Source organism: Xanthomonas sp. NCPPB 1132, from assembly GCF_056629235.1.
The window spans coordinates 4,908,284-4,925,216 of record NZ_CM152819.1; the positions used below are offsets into that span (position 1 = coordinate 4,908,284).

Annotated in this window: 9 protein-coding genes; 4 read left to right on the top strand and 5 right to left on the bottom strand. The window is 69.7% G+C overall.

Going from position 1 to position 16,933, the window contains the following annotated elements:
• Positions 1-67: 67 nt before the first annotated feature.
• Positions 68-1,801 (bottom strand): ShlB/FhaC/HecB family hemolysin secretion/activation protein, encoded by a 1,734-nt coding sequence (locus AC1G9L_RS21050; protein WP_481069884.1) that lies wholly within the window; start codon positions 1,799-1,801, stop codon positions 68-70.
• Positions 1,802-2,142: 341 nt separating this feature from the next.
• Here AC1G9L_RS21050 and AC1G9L_RS21055 point away from each other — a divergent pair, with 341 nt between their 5' ends.
• A complete protein-coding gene (locus AC1G9L_RS21055; protein ID WP_481069885.1) occupies positions 2,143-3,039 on the top strand; it encodes a 5'-nucleotidase, lipoprotein e(P4) family in 897 nt (298 codons plus the stop codon).
• Positions 3,036-3,770, top strand: coding sequence for an orotidine-5'-phosphate decarboxylase (pyrF, locus tag AC1G9L_RS21060; protein WP_481069886.1), 735 nt, complete (start codon positions 3,036-3,038; stop codon positions 3,768-3,770). Before AC1G9L_RS21055 ends, pyrF begins: the two co-directional genes overlap by 4 nt.
• A gap of 178 nt (positions 3,771-3,948) precedes the next feature.
• On the opposite strand, the gene AC1G9L_RS21065 is transcribed toward pyrF, so the two are convergent.
• The 4 genes from AC1G9L_RS21065 to AC1G9L_RS21080 form a co-directional block, all read right to left on the bottom strand.
• A complete protein-coding gene (locus AC1G9L_RS21065; RefSeq protein WP_019799187.1) occupies positions 3,949-5,466 on the bottom strand; it encodes a tryptophan 7-halogenase in 1,518 nt (505 codons plus the stop codon).
• Positions 5,467-5,584: 118 nt separating this feature from the next.
• Positions 5,585-8,614, bottom strand: a complete 3,030-nt coding sequence (locus tag AC1G9L_RS21070; protein WP_019799188.1) for a TonB-dependent receptor domain-containing protein — start codon at positions 8,612-8,614, stop codon at positions 5,585-5,587.
• 90 nt (positions 8,615-8,704) lie between these two features.
• The gene (locus tag AC1G9L_RS21075) at positions 8,705-9,748 is read right to left on the bottom strand and encodes a substrate-binding domain-containing protein (protein ID WP_019799189.1); all 1,044 of its coding nucleotides are present in this window, start codon (positions 9,746-9,748) and stop codon (positions 8,705-8,707) included.
• A gap of 14 nt (positions 9,749-9,762) precedes the next feature.
• Positions 9,763-12,828 (bottom strand): galactose-binding domain-containing protein, encoded by a 3,066-nt coding sequence (locus AC1G9L_RS21080; RefSeq protein WP_481069887.1) that lies wholly within the window; start codon positions 12,826-12,828, stop codon positions 9,763-9,765.
• Between the two features lie 378 nt (positions 12,829-13,206).
• Here AC1G9L_RS21080 and AC1G9L_RS21085 point away from each other — a divergent pair, with 378 nt between their 5' ends.
• A complete protein-coding gene (locus AC1G9L_RS21085) occupies positions 13,207-14,145 on the top strand; it encodes a hypothetical protein (protein ID WP_481069888.1) in 939 nt (312 codons plus the stop codon).
• Positions 14,145-16,817, top strand: coding sequence for a glycerol-3-phosphate 1-O-acyltransferase PlsB (gene plsB / locus AC1G9L_RS21090; RefSeq protein WP_481069889.1), 2,673 nt, complete (start codon positions 14,145-14,147; stop codon positions 16,815-16,817). Before AC1G9L_RS21085 ends, plsB begins: the two co-directional genes overlap by 1 nt.
• Positions 16,818-16,933: the final 116 nt, after the last annotated feature.

Sequence of the window (16,933 nt, forward strand, 5' to 3'; positions counted from 1 at the left end):
CTCTCTCGTGCCGCGCACCGCGGCAAAACCCATCGCGTTGCCTGCCGCCGGCCGGCGGCAGGACGTGTCAGAACTGGTAGATCAGGCGCACGCCGTAGGCCGGCTGCGCGCTGTGGAAGTCGCGCGGCGCGTGCAGGTCCCAGCCGGCAAAGCCATCCCAACTGAGCCCGCCGTGCGCGCCGCGCACGCCGACGAAGCCACCGACCAGGCTGCGCCCGGCCAGGCCGGCGGCGCTGGGCCCGGCGATGCGGCCGGCATCCACGCCCAGGTACGGGGTGATGCCCAGGCGCTGCACCGGCAGGTTGAGGCTGTTGCGCCAGTACGCGCCGCGCTCGGCGCCGAGGGTGCGTTCGCCGTCGAAGCCGCGCACGCTGTAGCGCCCGCCCAGGGTGATGAATTCCGAACCCAGCAGCAGTTGCGAGGACGTCTGCGCATGCAGGCTGCTGTCCCAGCTCATCGCCACCGGGCCCAGCGCGAACGGCAGGCCGGCGCTGACATCCAGCGTCGTGACGCCGTAGCGGTAGCCGGGGAAGCCCACCGCCGGGTCGTAGCCGGTCCACTGCCCGTCGAACCAGGGCGTGCCGCGGCGGTGGCCCAGGCGGGTATCCAGCTGCAGCTTGCCCAGGTAATGGCGATGGCTGAGGTAGAGCTCGGCGCTGGTGGTGTGGCGGCGCTGGATGCCGATCTCCACGCCGTCCAGGTAGCTGCGTGCCGCCCGCTTGGCCACCACCATGCCCAGCGTGGTCTTGCTGGTGCCGGTGCGGTGGATCACCCGCTGCAGATCCAGTTGCGCGCTGTCGGAGCTGCCACTGGACTGGAAGCTCTGGCGGAAACCGTCCACCTGCTGGTGGTAGCGATACGACGACAGCGACAGCGAGAACGTCCACCAGCCCCAGGGCACGCTGTAGGACAGGCTGTTGCCGCGGGTGCCGCGCGCGGCGCCGTCGTCCACCAGGTCGTGGTTGTAGCCGATCGAGAGCAGGTCGTTGATGCCCAGCGGCGCATCCAGGGCGAAATCGACCCCACCCTGGTAGCGGCCGGTCGCCTGCACGCCCGAATCGTCGGCGTTGAGCACCGCGCGCCAGCGCTTGCTGCGCTGCACAGTGATCAGCAGGTCCGACTCGCCCGGCTGCTCGCCCGGCGCGATATCGATCTTGGCGTCCTGCGACGGCACCCGCTTGAACTGCTCCACGCCCTGCTCGATCGCGCGCAGGTCGAGCACGTCGCCCGGCCGCAGCGGCAGCGCGCCGCGCCAGAACACACGGCCGTCCGCCGACTGCACGCGCACCTGGCGCAGGCGCCCGGGCAGCAGTTCGAAGCGCAGCTCACCGCGGGACAGGTCCTGCGCCGGAACGCCGATGCGGGTGGTGACGAAGCCGCGCGCGACCAGTTGGTCCAGCGCGCGGCGGCGGATCAGGTCGATGCCGGCCGTGCCGATGCAGCGGCCCTCGTAGCGACGCAGCGACTGCCACAGCCAGGAAAAACGCGCCGCGTCCGGGCCGCCGCCGTTGAGGCGGACGCGCTGGATCGGGAAGCACAAGGCTTCGGTCGGCAGGCTGGTGCTGCGCATGTCCGCCGGCGCTTCGGCCTCGCGCGGGCCCACGAACGGCGCCTGCCGATCCTGCTCCTGCTGCCGCTGCACCTGCTCGGCCTGGCGCAGTTGTTCCTGGCGGTCGAGCGTGGTCGGCGGTTCCTGGGCCTGCGCGGGCAACGCGCGGCCTGCGCAGGCGCCTACCGCCAAAACGGCAAGGACAGTTCCCTTTCTCAACGACACCACAGTGATTTCCCCTGAACTACGCATCCGGCGTCTCCCTGCCTGCGCAGGGCGTCGATCACATCCTTCCGACTGATACTGCACCTAGCGTGCATGCGGGTCGCACTGTGGTGCACACCACAAGGCTGGAGAATCAGGATCCTCCTGACACGACGTCGGGAGATCCCCCAACGCCCGACGCGTTGCGTGACGTAGACCGCGTTCGATTCGGAACCTCGTCGCCCTGTGCCGCACTTGTCTACGCTCGTGTACACCCGCGGCGGACGTGGATGCGTTGGCCCGAACGCCGCACGGAACATGTCGCCCCCCGCGACAGCGGCCACAACCCGCTAAAATCGGCCGATTCCCCGCCCAGGTTTCCACGCCCGATGACCCCGACCGCCCGCACCGCACTGGCCTGCGCCGTGCTCGCCCTGTCCGCCTGCAAGCCGCAGGCGCCGGCCACCGAGGCCGCGGCGCCGCCCGCCGCCAGGACCGCCGACGCCGCGGTGCCCGGCGACGACAATCTCAACGCGGTGCTGTGGATGCAGCGCTCGGCCGAGTACCAGGCCGTGGCCGAGCAGACCTACCGCGCCGCCGCCGACCGCCTGGATGCGGCGCTGAAGGAACCGAACTGGGACGCGCTGGTGCCGGAGGAACGCGGCAACGCCGCCGCCGGGTTGAAGCCGGCGGTGGTGATGGACGTGGACGAAACGGTGCTGGACAACTCGCCCTACCAGGCGCGCTTGATCCGCAACGGCAAGGAATACGACGAGGTCACCTGGGACCAGTGGGTCGCCGAGAAGAAGGCCAAGCCGATCCCCGGCGTGGTCGATTTCGCCAAGGCCGCCACCGCCAAGGGCATCACCGTGCTGTACGTGACCAACCGCGCCGTGCACCTGACCGACGCGACCCTGGCCAACCTGCGCAGCGCCGGCCTGCCGGTGGCCGACAACAGCGTGCTGCTGGGCCTGGGCACGGTGGTCAAGGATTGCGAGCAGAACGGCTCGGAGAAGAACTGCCGGCGCAAGCTGGTCGGCCAGCAGTACCGCGTGCTGATGCAGTTCGGCGACCAGCTCGGCGACTTTGCGCAGGTGGTGGCCAACACCCCGGAAGGCCGCGCGCAGTTGCTGCAGCAGTACCACGACTGGTTCGGCGAGCGCTGGTGGATGCTGCCCAACCCCAGCTACGGGTCCTGGGAGCCGGCGCTGTTCAACAACGACTTCACCCAGTCGCGCGCCGCGCGCCACCAGGCCAAGGTGCAGGCGCTGGAGCTGGCGCAATGAGCCGCGCGCCGCTGGCGCTGGCGCCGCACGAGCGCCTGATCTTCGCCCTCGACGTGCCCGGGCGCAGCGAGGCGCTGGAGTGGATCGAGCGGCTCGGCGATGCGGTGGCGTTCTACAAGATCGGCATGGAACTGCTGGCCTCGGGCGAATACTTCGACGTGCTGGACACGCTGGCCGGGCGCGGCAAGCGCGTGTTCGTGGACCTGAAGTTCTTCGACATCCCGGCCACGGTGGGCGGGGTGATCCGACGGCTGTCGCAGTGGCCGGTGGACTACTGCACCATCCACGGCTGGCACCCGGCAATGATGCAGGCCGCGGCCGAGGCCAACGGCAGCGACATGCGCCTGCTGGCGGTGACCGTGCTGACCTCGATGGGCCGCGCCGACCTGGCGTCGATGGGCATCGACCGCGCACCGCAAGACGTGGTGGTGGAGCGCGCGCTGGCCGCGCAGGCGGCCGGCATCGACGGCGTGATCGCCTCCGGCCAGGAAGCGGCGCCGATCCGCCGCGCCACCGGCGCCGGCTTCTCCATCGTCTGCCCCGGCATCCGCCCCGGCGGGCCCGTCGGCGACGACCAGCAGCGCACCGTGGGCGTGGCCCAGGCCTTCGCCGACGGCGCCGATGCGATCGTGGTCGGCCGGCCGATCCGCCAGGCCGCCGATCCGCGCGCGGCGGCCGAAGCGATCCAGCGGGAGATCGCGGCAACACTGGCTGGCGGCGCTGCGCGTTGATTCTAAATCAATGACTTAGGCGATAAATTGTAAAGTATTGCTTTAGCTTCGGCGTGCCGGTAGCATGCCCAGCGTCCGGCTCTGCCGGAGATGTGCCATACCGTTCTCCGGCTTCGGTCGGATTTGAAGAGGCCCGCGCCTGGTGCGCGTGGCCTCTTTTTTTGTGCCCGCGTCGCGCTCAGGCGGGCCGGGCCGCGCAGTAGCGGTCGATGAAGGCCTGGTGCGGCGGCATCGCGTCGGCGCAATGGCCGATGGTCTGCTCGACGCTGGCCATGAAGCGCTCCAGATCGGCCTGCGGCACCTGGTCCACCAGCGGGTGGTAGGCGCGCGGCAGAATGCCCTGCCCGACCATCACCTGCACCCAGCTGATCTCGGCGAACATCTCATCGCCGTTGCGGTAGAAGCGGCCGCTGTCGCGGAACAGCGCCAGCGTCTCCTCCAGTTCCGGGGTGATCGCCATGCTGCGGCAGTGCCGCCAGAACGCGCTGTCGTCGCGCTCGGTGGCGTGGTAGTGCAACAGCAGGAAGTCGCGGATGCGGTCGAACTCGAAGGCGATGCGCTCGTTGTAGCGCCGCACCAGCACCGGGCTGATGCCCTCGCGCGGGAACAGCTCCAGCAGCTTGGAGATGCCGGACTGGACCAGGTGGATGCTGGTCGATTCCAGCGGCTCCATGAAGCCGCTGGCCAGGCCCAGCGCGATCACGTTGCGGTTCCACACCTGCTTGCGGCGCCCGGTGACGAAGCGCAGCGGGCGCGGATCGGCCAGGGCCGGGCCGTCGAGGTTGGCCAGCAATGTGGCGGCGGCCTCGTCGTCGCTGATGTGCGCGCTGCAGTACACGTAGCCGTTGCCGGTGCGGTGCTGCAGCGGAATGCGCCACTGCCAGCCGGCCGCGCGCGCGGTGGCGCGGGTGTACGGCGTGGGCGGGCCAACCTTGGCGCAGGGCACCGCCAGCGCGCGATCGCACGGCAGCCAGTGGCTGAAATCGTGGTAGCCGGTGTGCAGCGCCTGCTCGATCAGCAGGCCGCGGAAACCGGAGCAATCGATGAACAGGTCGCCGGCGATCGCCTCGCCGGAAGCCAGGCGCACCGAAAGCACGTCGCCCGATTCCGGATGCAATTGCACGTCCTCGACGATGCCTTCGCGCCGGGTCACCCCGCGCTGTTCGGCGTAGCGGCGCAGGAAGCCCGCATACAACGCCGCATCGAAATGGTAGGCGTAGGCGATGTTGGCCAGCGGCGAGTTCGGCGGCACATCCGTGGCCGAGGTCATGAAGCGGTCGCGCTTGGCGGCGACGGTGTTGAGCGTATAGGCGCCCAGCGGCTTCGCCTTGCCGGCCAGCGCCTGCTTGAACCAGTACTGCTGGAACGGCAGCAGCCCGAGCGGATGCCCGATCTCGGTGCCGAAGCCGTGCACGTAGGACGTGCCGGGACGCTGCCAGTCGGCGAACTCGATGCCGAGCTTGAAGCTGCCCTGGGTATGGCGCACGAACTCGGCCTCGTTGATGCCGAGCAGGTTGTTGAAGGCCTTGATGTGCGGCACGGTGGCCTCGCCGACGCCGACGATGCCGATCTGCTCGGACTCGATCAAGGTGATGCGGTAGTCGGGACCCAGCACACGCGCCAGCGCGGCAGCGGCCATCCAGCCGGCAGTGCCGCCACCGACGATGACCAGGTTGCGGAGAGGGGCGGCGATCATGCGTGCATGGTCCTGTACCGAGGAAAGAGGCAACCGCAAACGCGGACGGGGCCACGCGGCCCCGTCCGTTGAAACCCCACGCGCGCCGGTCGGGCACGCGCGTGGGTGATGCGGTGGATCAGAACTTGGCGCCGATCTCGAAGGTCACGGTGCGCGGCACGTACATGATGTCGCCGGTCTTGTTGATGCTGATGTTGGGATCGAAGCGACCATCGGAGCCGAAATCGTTGTACGAGTACGACGAGTAGTTCTTGAAGTTGAAGGCATTGAGCAGGTTCACGCGCGCCGTCAACTTGAAGTCGTTGTACACGGTGAAATCCTTGGTCGCCTGGAAGTCGACCGTGCGGTAGCCCCAGATCTTGCCGCCGACCAGGAACTTGCCGCTGCCCGGCGGTACCGCCGCGACCTGCTGGCAGGTCGCGCCGTCCGCATCGGTATGGCCATAGCAGGCGATGGTGTTGATCGGCTCCGGCGTCGCCAGCACTACCTTGGCACCGAAGGTCAGGCCCCACGGGCCGTCGATCGAGCCGGAGGCGACGAAGCGGTGCGCCGACACGGCATCGGACTTCACGAACGGATAGTCGTGGATGGTCGCCTTGTCGAACGCGTACGGCTCGTCGATGTTGCGGTTCTGACGCGCGCTGGTGTGGGTGTAGGACAGGGTCAGGCCCCAGCCCGATTCCTTGGTGTAGGGCTTGTCGGCCGACAGCAACACCTGGCTGCTGCGCTGCTCCAGGCCGTTCATGCCGATGATTGTGTTCTGGTAGCCCGGCACCGGCTGGCCCCAGGGGGCGCTGCCGTTCTGGAAGTAGGAACCATCCGGGTAGCGGTTGATCAGCGACATCGCGAAACCGTCGTAGCTGAGCACGCGCTGGAAGGTCACGTCGGTCTGCCAGTCGCCGACCTGGTTGGTGATGCCGATGCTGTACTGGTCGCTGTACGGCGTCTTCAGGTGGTTATTGAACATGAACAGTTCGGCGCTGCCACTGACGCCGGGGATGGTGTTCAACTGGTCCACGCCATTGAGGTAGCGCGGATCCCACGCGGTGCAGACGCGGTCGCTGCGGTAGCACTGGCCGGTGGCCGGGTTCTGGAAGTACACCGCGACCGGCGACAGCGCGGCCTTGCTGGTTTCCAGCGCCAGCTGTTCGAACAGGTTGCGATCGTAGGAACGGCCCGCACCGCCGTGCAGCACCGCGCTCTCGTCGCCGAAGAAGTCGTAGGAGAAGCCCAGGCGCGGCGCCCAGCCATCCTTGAAGTTCTTGCGGTTGCGGCCGGTGCTGATGTAGTCGGCGGCGTTGATGCCGCTGGGCAGCAGGCGGTTGGCCCAGGGCTGGCCCGGGTTGGCCGGATCGTCGGAGTACAGCGCATTGACGAAGGCCTGCGAGGTGACGAAGTCGGTGTAGGCCGGGCTGTCCTCGTAGTCCCAGCGCACGCCGACGTTGATCATCAGCTTGTCGGTCGCCGCCCAGTCGTCCTGGATGTAGATGCCGTACTGCTTGGACGGCGACTCCACCGTGGCCTTCTGGCCGGGGGTGTTGTACGGCGCGACGTAGTCCACGCGGTACGGCGTGGCGGCGACGCCGTTGTTGTTGACCGCATAGCTGAACTGCGGGTTGAGCGCCGCCGCATCCTGCGAGGTCAGCTTGATGTCCTTGTAGCTGACGCCCATCTTGATGGTGTGCTCGCCATGCCACTGGAAGCTGGTGAAGGTCAGGTCGTTCTGCAGGAACCAGCCCTTCTGGCTCTTGCGCTGCACGTTCAGACCGCCGGCGGAGCCGGTTTCCAGGAAAGTGTATTCGTCCACGTCGGTGGAGCCGGCGCGGGGCGCCAGATACTTGTAGACGATGCCGTTGCCGATACTCTTCGGATTCGGGTTGTTCTCCGAGTCCTCGGTACCGACGATCAACTCGTTGAACCAGTTGTCGGCGCTGTGCTGCCAACGGATGTTGGCGCGCTTGTCCTTGTTGATCTTGTTGGTGCCGTGTTCCGGCGTGCTGGTGCCGCCGACGTTGCCGGTCTGGGTCTCGTCGCGGTACTGACCGCTCAGCTCGATGCGGTCGCGGTCGGTGGGTTCGAAATCGATCTTGCCGAAGTACAGGTCCTCGGTGAACGGCATGTTGGCCGCGCCGAACTGGCTGGACAGGTTGGACGGCAGCAGACCGACGTACGGCTGCGCCGTGTTGTCCGCCTGCACGCTCTTCGGCACCACGTTCTCCTTGCCTTCGTAGGCGACGAAGAAGTGCATGCGGTCCTGGATGATCGGGCCACCGAGGGCGAAGCCGTACTCTTTGGTCTGCGAATCGATCTTGCCGTTCGCTTCGTCCGGACGCTTGTCGCGCAGGTCCTGGTCGGTGTAACGGTAGAAGGCCTCGCCGTGGAACTCGTTGGTGCCGGACTTGGTGGCTGCGGTGATCGCCGCGCCGCTGATCTGGCCGTACTCCGCCTTGTAGTTGGAGGTGATGACCTTGTACTCGCCGATCGCCAGCTGCGGGAACGGGTTGCCCTGGGTGTCGCTCTGGCCGGCGATGCCGCCGCCCTTGACGTAGCTCTTCTGGCCGACGCCGTCGATGTACAGGTTGCCGGCGCTGGCGTTGGACGCACCGCCGCGCAGCTTGGTGTTTCCGTTGCCGTCGATCTGGAACACCATGCCCGGCACGGTGTCGGCGAACTCCAGGAAGTTGCGGGTGGCCTGCGGCAGCTGCTGGATCTGGTGCAGCGACACCACGTTGCCCACTTCCGAGGTCTTGACGTCCTTCAGCAGCGGCGCGCTGACGGTGACGGTGTCCAGGGTGGTCGCGTTGCCGCCGGCGGCCGTGGTCCCGGCGTCGAGATCGACGGTGGACGAGGACGCCACCTGCAGGGTCACCGTCTTGGTGACGCCGTTGGCCTCGACCTTGTAGGTGCCCGGCGGCAGGCCGACCACGGTGTAGTTGCCGTTGGCGGCGATCGGCGCGCGACGCACCGAGCCGGTGGCGACGTTGGTGACGGTGACTTCGGTGCCGGCCTGGGCGGCGGCGACCTGGCCGCGCAGGGTCGCGCTGCTGGACTGGGCCATCGCCGGCATCGTGGCGAACAGGCAGGTGGCCAGCGCGCAGCACAGCAGGCTGCGTGCGGGCAGGTTGGAGGCGGAACGCGGTTTCTTCATGACAAAAGCCCTCCCAGGGCGGTAAACGGGATCATTGTTGTGTTCTTCTAGGTGGTGCAAAAAACGACATCGGTGCTGCATGCGTCGGTGTCAGTCCATGGCGGTCCCTCGCTGGGCACTGGAAGCACGAACGATGAGTTGCGGAGCGATCGCATTGGCCGCTGCCGGCGACGCCGCCGGAGCGGCGTGCGGCTCCAGCGCGGCCAGCAACAACTGCATGGCGCGGGCGCCGAAGCCGGCGATGTCCACGCGCATGGTCGTCAGGGCCGGATGCACGTAGCGTGCCATCGGCACGTCGTCGAAGCCGGCCAGGGCGATGTCCTCGGGCACGCGCAGCCCGGCATGGGTGAAGGCGAACAGGCAGCCCAGCGCCATCATGTCGTTGGCGGCGAACACCACGTCCGGGCGCTGGCCCTGCAGCAGGGCTTCGCCGGCGCGGTAGCCGGATGCCTCGTCGAAGGCGCCGGGCAGCACCAGCGGCGCCACCTGCGGGCAGCGCTCGCGCAGTTCGTCGCGGTAGCCGCGCAGGCGCTCGCGCGCGTCGAAGTTGTCGTCCGGCCCGGCGATGAAGGCGATGCGGCGGTGGCCCACGTCCAGCAGGTGGCGGGTCATGGCGCGCGCGCCGCCGTAGTTGTCCACGTTGAGCACCTGCGCCTCGCCGATGCGCTCGGCGCAGTTCATCAGCACCGCCGGCAGCGTGCCGGGCAGCATGTCGGCCGGATCCTCGGCATCGCTGGCCAGCGACGGCGACATGATCAGCAAGCCGTCCACGCGCCCTGGCATGCGCCGCACCGCCAGCCGCTGCTGTTCGGGTTCGCCGTGGTAGCTGGAGACCAGCAGGTGCAGGCCACGCTCGCGCGCCACCGTGTCGATGCCGCGGATCAGTTCGGAGAAGAACTCGCCGTGCAGATCCGGCAGCACCACGCCGATGGTGTGGGTGCGGCGGCTGCTCAGGCTGCGCGCGGCGTGGTGCGGCACGTAGTGCAGGGTGCGCGCAGCTTCCAGCACGCGCGCGCGCACCGACTCGGCCACGTGCTGGTGACCGTTCATGGTGCGCGACACGGTCGCCACCGACACGTTGGCCAGGCGCGCCACGTCCTTGATGGTGATGTTGGCGCGCTGGTCCGGCGCCATGACGGGGGGCGGGCTCACCAGCGTGCCTCCAGGGTCCGGAACGGCTTGGACAGGGTCACGCCGCCGGCGTCGTATTGGTCGATCCGGCGGCCGTCCACGCGCACCTGGGTCGGCCGCGTGCGTGTCGGCCAGACCACGCGCACGGCGGTACCGGCACGCAGGCCGCTGTCGAGTTCGACCCGCAACCGCCCGTCGCGCTGGCGCGCGCGCAGGCCGAGCGTGCCGTAGGCGGTGGGCAGGCGCTGCACGGCCAGGCCATCGTCGGCGAGCCAGGCCGGCGGCACGCCGGGCAGCAGCACCAGCGCATCGTCGCCCTCGTGCATGAGCATGCCGAACAGCGTGCGCGCGTACTCGGCGCCGATCCAGGTATGCGGCATGTCGCCCAGGTAGCGCGGGAAGCGCAGTCGCGACTGCACCACCTCGGCCAGCACCTGCCACTCGAACGGGCGGCGGTCGCGCAGCAGGTCCTGCAGCAGTTCGTCGGCCACCTGCGGCTGGTCCAGATGCACGTAGGTCAGCACGTTGCGCATCTCGTACGGGGTGTAGGCCCATAGCGCATTGGGTTGCTTGCGCTGGCGCACGTCTTCCAGGTAGCGGGCGAAGGTGGTGCGCAGCGCCGCCTCCGGCAGCAGGTCCTGCTGGCCGGTGGGATCCAGGGCGATGGAGACGCTGGTCGGATCGCCGTCGCCCAGGTCGGCCGCGGCCGGAATGTAGTCGGCGCCCTTCCACGCCATGGTGGCGCGGATCGAGGCGGCCAGCGAGCTGCGCAGCGCCGCGTACTGTTCGCGCGCCCAGGCCGCGGTGGCGGTATCGCCCAGCGATTCGGCCAGCCAGGCACCGTCGTGCCAGCCCTTCAGCGCCCAGTAGTCGTCCCAGTAGCTGTGGGTGGGGCTGGAATAGCCTTCGTGGCTGATCGACGGCGAGAGGATGCCGCGGAAGCGTTCCGGCGCGGGCTGCTCGGCCATGTAGCCCGGCACCAGGGTGCGCTCGCGCAGCTCCTGCAGGAACTGCATCGCCAGCTTCACCTTCGGCAGGTAGGCGCGCACGCGCTCCGGGCCGCCATCCAGCCGCGCCACGTCGGCGACCAGGGCGATGTACTCGCCCTGGCTGTCGTACTCCAGGTCCGAGCCGAAACCGTCGTTGACGCTGCCGTCGTCGTTGAGGATCGGCGAGACCAGCCCGTTCGGGTGCACCGCGTGGTCGCTGTACCACTGCAGGTAGTCGCGTGCGACCTGCGCCTGGCCCATGCGCAGCAGGATCGCCGAGGTGGCCATGCCGTCGCGGATGAAGGAGCGGTTGTAGTTGCGCGGCCCCGGCTGCATCGCCGGGCCGGTCTGGTTGATCAGCATGTACGCGGCCTGCGCGCGCAGCATGTCCACCAGGCTGGCGTCGGGCAGGCGCAGGCCGACGTTGCCCAGGCGCTGCTGCCAGTCCGCGGAGACCTGCTCGGCCAGCGCGTCGAAGCTGCGGCCCGCGTCGCCACGGCCGGCGGCGAGCAGGGCGTCGCGGTCCAGCGGCGGCGCCGGCGGCAGGCGGCCCTGGGCGTCGGCGCTGGCAGTGCCCAGCGGGAACGCCAGCACCACGTCCTGTTGCGCACCCGGCGCCAGGCGCACCGTGTAGTTCAGCATCGCCGCGGCCAGGCCGTCGGCGTCGTGCGCCTGCTGCTGCGCCGGCAGCGTGCCGGCGGCGACATGGCGGGTGATCTCGGTGGCGCCGTTCGCGCCGAACGCCTCGGCACCACCGCCGCTGGGCGTGCTCAGCGAGGTCAGCAGCGCGCGGCCGTCGACCTGCACGGTGCCGCCGTCGACGGCGACATCGTGGATCGGCGACAGGCCGCCGTTCTGCCACGGCGGATTCATCTGCATCGGCCGCACCAGCAGAGAGAGGGTGCCGCTGACCGGCGTGGTGCCGATGTTGCGCAGGCGATGGCGCAGCAGCGTCACCGGCTGGCCGCCGCGTTCGATCGCGAAGGTCTCGCTGCGCAGTTCCAGCCCCGGCTGCGGCGACCAGCGCACCGACGGCATCGGCTTCCAGCCATCGCGCAGCGCGTGGGTCAGGGCATGGCCGTCGGCCCCGGCAGCGGTGCCGGACACGTCGCGCCACAGCGGCTGCACCAGCGGCGCGCCCTTCCACGCCTCCAGGTTGCCGTATTCGTCGAAGATCGACTTCTGCCGGCCGGCATGGATGCCGACCGCGGTCCAGTAGGTCTGCTGCATGTGCAGCGAGGCCGGGAACAGCGCGCGCGTGGCGCCGCGCTGCGCGGCGACCTGGTAGCGCTTCATCGGCGTCATCACCGCCTTCGGCCCCAGCAGGCGCAGGCGCGCCAGGGTCGGCGCGACCCCACCGGGCGCGGCGTCGACGCGCAGGCGCAGCGCCCGCACCGGCAGCGGCGCCGTGCCGGCCAGGTAGGCGCTGTCGCTGTCGCCGGCCTGCGGATCGTCGGCCAGCGTCCGCCAGCGGCCTGCGGCGTCCTGCGCCTGCAACTGCGCCGCGCCATGCGCGCCGGCGAACTCGACGATCAGGCCGGCGCTGTCGAATGCGCGCGGGAAGGCGATGTCCAGTTGCCGCGCCTGCGCGCCCTTGCCCGGCATCGCCACCGCGGCACCGCCCTGCCACAGCGCCGCAGCGTCGGCCGCGGACACGCCACGCAATTGCGCAGCGTCGGCGCCCAGTGGCTGCATCTCGTAGATCGACACGCCCCAGTCGGCGCTGCGCGCGGGCGCGGCCAGGCGCAGGTAGCGGGCCAGGTGCGGCGCGAAGAACACCGTCTCGGTGCCGCCCAGCGAATCGGCCATCGTGTAGACCGTGTCCCAGCGCTGGCCATCGCGCGAGGTCTGCAGCAGGAAGCCTTCCGGATTGGAGGTGTCCCACTGCAGGCGCACGCCGCCGACCTGCGCGGCGCGGCCCAGATCGATCTGGAACCAGTGGCCGGGACTGAAGGCGCCGGCAGTGCGGGTGCTGGCGTCGCCGTCGATCAGATAGCCGATCGCCTGCGCCTTGACCTGATTGGAGGAACTGGACGCCTGCCATTGCGCACGCGGCGGCAGGCGGCCGTCCTGCGCCTGCACCGGGGCCGTCATCGCAAGTCCGCACAGGACTGCAGACAACACCCAGGCGCAGCGGCGCGCGCCACCGTGACCGAGCACTCGGATGATCTCTGACGAATATCGCACTGGGTCCCCCGGCCAGCACCGCCTCAATCGAGGTGGGCGGACGTTAGCAGCAACTGCAAGCGGTTACATGATGCATTGCAACATGTGCAATCCCCTGGCACGTCTGGTCATACGCCGACATGCCTGTCCCGACGGTCCCAAGCCGGGTCATGAAATGTCCTGCCGCGACAAGCCCAGCCCCCTGGATGCCTGCCGGTGCTCCCCGCGCCACACCCCCGCCCGGCTTGCCGGAATCGCCCGCGCCCAGCAAGATGCGGGACGTTTTGGGGAACGAGCCCGCACCGTATGCCGTCCTGCCCGACCCGGGTCATCTCCTCGCGCGCGCTGTGCGTCCTGCTGTTGGCGATGCTCGCCCTGTCCGCGGGCGGATGCAAGCGCACGCCCGCCGAACTGCCCGGCGCCAGCGCCGAGCCGGCCGCCGCGGTGCGCACGCTGGCGCGCGCGCTGCAGCGCAACGACCTGCTCGGCTACGCCCAGGCCGCGGTGCCGCCGGCCCAGTACCAGCGCCTGCAGCAGGCCTGGAGCGAGGACCGCAGCCGCTGGCCGCTGACCGAACTGCCGCTGGCCGAACGCCTGCCCGAGGTCCTGGACACCCTTGCCGCGCCGGACGCCGAGCGCCAACTGCAGCGCGCCTTCGACGCGCAGTTCGGCGGCCAGGCGGCGAGCCTGAAGCAGGCGGCGCACTCGCTGGGCCTGTTCGGCGTGCAGTTCCTGCGCAATCAGGGCCACTACACGCCCGAGCAGCGCGGCCATTACGTGCAACTGGTGCAGGCGCTGAGCGCCTGGGCCGCACGCGCGCCGCTGTCCGAGCGCAAGCGCGCGCAGGCGGCGCTCGCGCGGCTGTGCGCGGGCGCGCGCCGCACCGGCGTGCGCAGCGATGCCGACCTGCGCACCCTGGGCATGGACGAGAGCCTGCGCCGGCTGGGCCCGTTCCTGGCCGACCTCAAGGCGGTGCTGGCCGACTACGGCCTGGACCTGGACGCCAGCGCCGGCGCGCTGCGCACCGGCCTGGTGAATCAGCAGGGCGACCAGGCGGTGGTGCGCATCCAGTACCCGCTGGACGGCGAACAGATCGACACCACCGCGGTGCTGGTGCGCCGCGACGGACACTGGTACCTGCGCGACACCCTCAGCGAGGTGGATGCGCTGCTGGCGGCCAGCGCCGGCACCGCCGCCGCGGCCGCGGCACCCGCCGCCGACCCCGCCCCGCCGGCTAAGCGATAATGGCCCCGATGCCAGAACAAAATCCCCTCCCCTTCCCCGACGACGCCGCGGCCGCACGCGCGGCCGACGCGGCCCGTGCGCCCGCCGATGCGTCCCCCGCCGACTCCGGCACCGCGCCCTCTTCGACCGTCGTGCCCTCCACCCTGCCCGTGGCCGTGACCGCCGCGCGCCAGGGCAAGGGGCCGCTATGGGCGCGCCTGCTCGGCCGCCTGGCCGATCCCTGGCTGGGCCTGAAGATCGAACCGGCCGAGCCCGGCCAGTACAACGACGGCCGCCCGGTGGTGTACGTGCTGGAGGACTACGGCCTGTCCAACGCGCTGATCCTGGACAAGGCCTGCCGCGAATCCGGCCTGCCCTCGCCGCTGGTGCCGCTGCCCGGCGACCCGCTGGGGCGCAAGCGCGCCTACCTGGCGCTGTCCCGGCGCAGCAGCAACCACGCGCTGCTGCCGGAACAGCGCGGCGCCAAGACCCACTCCGATTCGCTGGCCAAGCTGCTGCAGGCGCACCGCGAGCGTCCGGAGCTGGACATCCACCTGGTGCCGGTGTCGATCTTCGTCGGCCGTGCCCCGGACAAGCAGAGCGGCTGGTTCGCCGTGCTGTTCTCGGAAAACTGGGCGCTGGTGGGCAGCTTCCGGCGCCTGCTCGGCGTGCTGCTCAACGGCCGCAGCACCATCGTCCGTTTCGCCCCGCCGGTGTCGATGCGGCAGACGGTGGAGGAAGGGCTGCCGCCCGAGCGTACCGTGCGCAAGCTGCAGCGCGTGCTGCGCACCCATTTCCGGCGCATCCGCGAGGCGGTGATCGGCCCCGACCTGTCGACCCGGCGCCTGCTGGTGGACCAGGTGCTGGCGGCCGAGCCGGTCCGCGAGGCGATCGCCGCGCAGGCCAAGCGCGACAACAGCAAGCCGGTGGACGCCTGGCGCAAGGCGCATGCCTATGCCTGGGAGATCGCCGCCGACTATTCCAGCCCGGTGGTGCGTTCGGCCAGCTTCCTGCTGACCCACGTGTGGAACCGCATCTACGCCGGCGTGCTGGTCCACCACCTGGACAAGCTCAAGGACGCCGCGCCCGGGCACGAAGTGATCTACGTGCCCAGCCACCGCAGCCACATGGACTACCTGCTGCTGTCCTACCTGCTGTACGAACGCGGCATCGTGCCGCCACACATCGTGGCCGGCATCAACCTCAACCTGCCGGTGGTCGGCACCCTGCTGCGCAAGGGCGGCGCGTTCTTCATCCGCCGCTCGATCAAGGGCAACGCGCTGTACTCGGCGGTGCTCAGCGAGTACGTGGCGCAACTGGTGGCCGGCGGCTACTCGATCGAGTACTTCGTCGAAGGCGGACGCTCGCGCACCGGCCGCCTGCTGCAGCCCAAGGGCGGCATGATCGCGATGACCCTGCGCGCGTTCCTGCGCCAGCCGCGCAAGCCGGTGCTGTTCCAGCCGATCTACGTCGGCTACGAGAAGCTGATGGAAGGCAACAGCTACCTCGACGAACTCAGCGGCCGGCCCAAGGAGAAGGAATCGATCTGGGCGCTGCTATGGGGCATCCCCAAGGTGCTCAAGCAGAACTACGGCCAGGTGGTGGTGAACTTCGGCGAGCCGATCCCGCTGAGCCAGGTGCTGGCGCAGCGCGCGCCGGAATGGGACGGCCAGCCGCTGGGCGAGGACGAGAAGCCGGCCTGGTTGAACGGCACCGTCGATGCGCTGGCGCAGCAGATCCAGGTGCACATCAACGCCGCCGCCGACGTCAATCCGGTCAACCTGCTGGCGCTGGCGTTGCTGTCCACGCCCAAGCACGCCATGGGCGAGGCCGACCTGATCGCGCAGATCGAACTGTGCAAGAAGCTGCTGGCGGAACTGCCGTACTCGGACCGGGTCACGGTGACCCCGCACTCGCCCGAGCGCATCATCGCCCACGCCGAGGAGATCAACGTGCTGACCCGCACGCCGCATCCGCTCGGCGACGTGCTCAGCGTCAACGGCGACAACGCGGTGCTGCTGAGCTACTTCCGCAACAACGTGCTGCACCTGTTCACCGCGTCCTCGTGGGTGGCCTGCTGCTTCCAGAACAACCGCCGCATGAGCCGCACCGGCCTGCTGCGGCTGGGCCGCACCGTGTACCCGTTCCTGCAGGCGGAACTGTTCCTGCCGTGGAGCGAGGACCAGTTCGCCGAGCGCATCGAACGCACCATCGAGGTATTCGTGCGCGAAGGCCTGCTGCTGCAGCTCAACGAGGACGACGGCAGCGTGCTGGCGCGCAACACCGGGCAGACCGACGAGGTGTTCCGCCTGCGCGCCATCGGCCACTCGCTGCAACAGGCGTTCGAGCGCTATTACATCGCCATCTCGGTGCTGGTGAAGAACGGCCCGGGCAAGCTCGGTGCCGGCGAACTGGAAAGCCTGTGCCAGCAGGCCGCGCAACGCCTGAGCCTGCTGTACGCGCCGGCTGCGCCGGAGTTCTTCGACAAGACCCTGTTCCGCGGCTTCATCCAGAAACTGCGCGAACTGAAGCTGGTGTGGCCGGACGCGAACAGCAAGCTGGTGTTCGACGAACGGCTGGATGCGTGGGCGAAGGATGCCAAGTTCATCCTTGGCCGCGAGTTGCGCCACACGATCGAGCGGGTCAGCCCGGAAGCGGCCAAGGTCGAGGAGCCGCCGGTTCCGCAGGATTGAGGCGGCAGTTGCCGCGCTCCAGGCGTGACGCGGTGGCATTCTGACGCGTGGCGACGCGCCATGCATAAAGGCGCCCTGTTATCACTGCGGCGCGGCGCGTGGCGACGCGCCGGACA

Coding starts and splice junctions, on each gene's coding strand:
- AC1G9L_RS21050 (WP_481069884.1), bottom strand. CDS start 1,801: ATGCGTAGTTCAGGGGAAATCACTGTGGTGTCGTTGAGAAAGGGAACT.
- AC1G9L_RS21055 (WP_481069885.1), top strand. CDS start 2,143: ATGACCCCGACCGCCCGCACCGCACTGGCCTGCGCCGTGCTCGCCCTG.
- pyrF (WP_481069886.1), top strand. CDS start 3,036: ATGAGCCGCGCGCCGCTGGCGCTGGCGCCGCACGAGCGCCTGATCTTC.
- AC1G9L_RS21065 (WP_019799187.1), bottom strand. CDS start 5,466: ATGATCGCCGCCCCTCTCCGCAACCTGGTCATCGTCGGTGGCGGCACT.
- AC1G9L_RS21070 (WP_019799188.1), bottom strand. CDS start 8,614: ATGAAGAAACCGCGTTCCGCCTCCAACCTGCCCGCACGCAGCCTGCTG.
- AC1G9L_RS21075 (WP_019799189.1), bottom strand. CDS start 9,748: ATGGCGCCGGACCAGCGCGCCAACATCACCATCAAGGACGTGGCGCGC.
- AC1G9L_RS21080 (WP_481069887.1), bottom strand. CDS start 12,828: ATGACGGCCCCGGTGCAGGCGCAGGACGGCCGCCTGCCGCCGCGTGCG.
- AC1G9L_RS21085 (WP_481069888.1), top strand. CDS start 13,207: ATGCCGTCCTGCCCGACCCGGGTCATCTCCTCGCGCGCGCTGTGCGTC.
- plsB (WP_481069889.1), top strand. CDS start 14,145: ATGGCCCCGATGCCAGAACAAAATCCCCTCCCCTTCCCCGACGACGCC.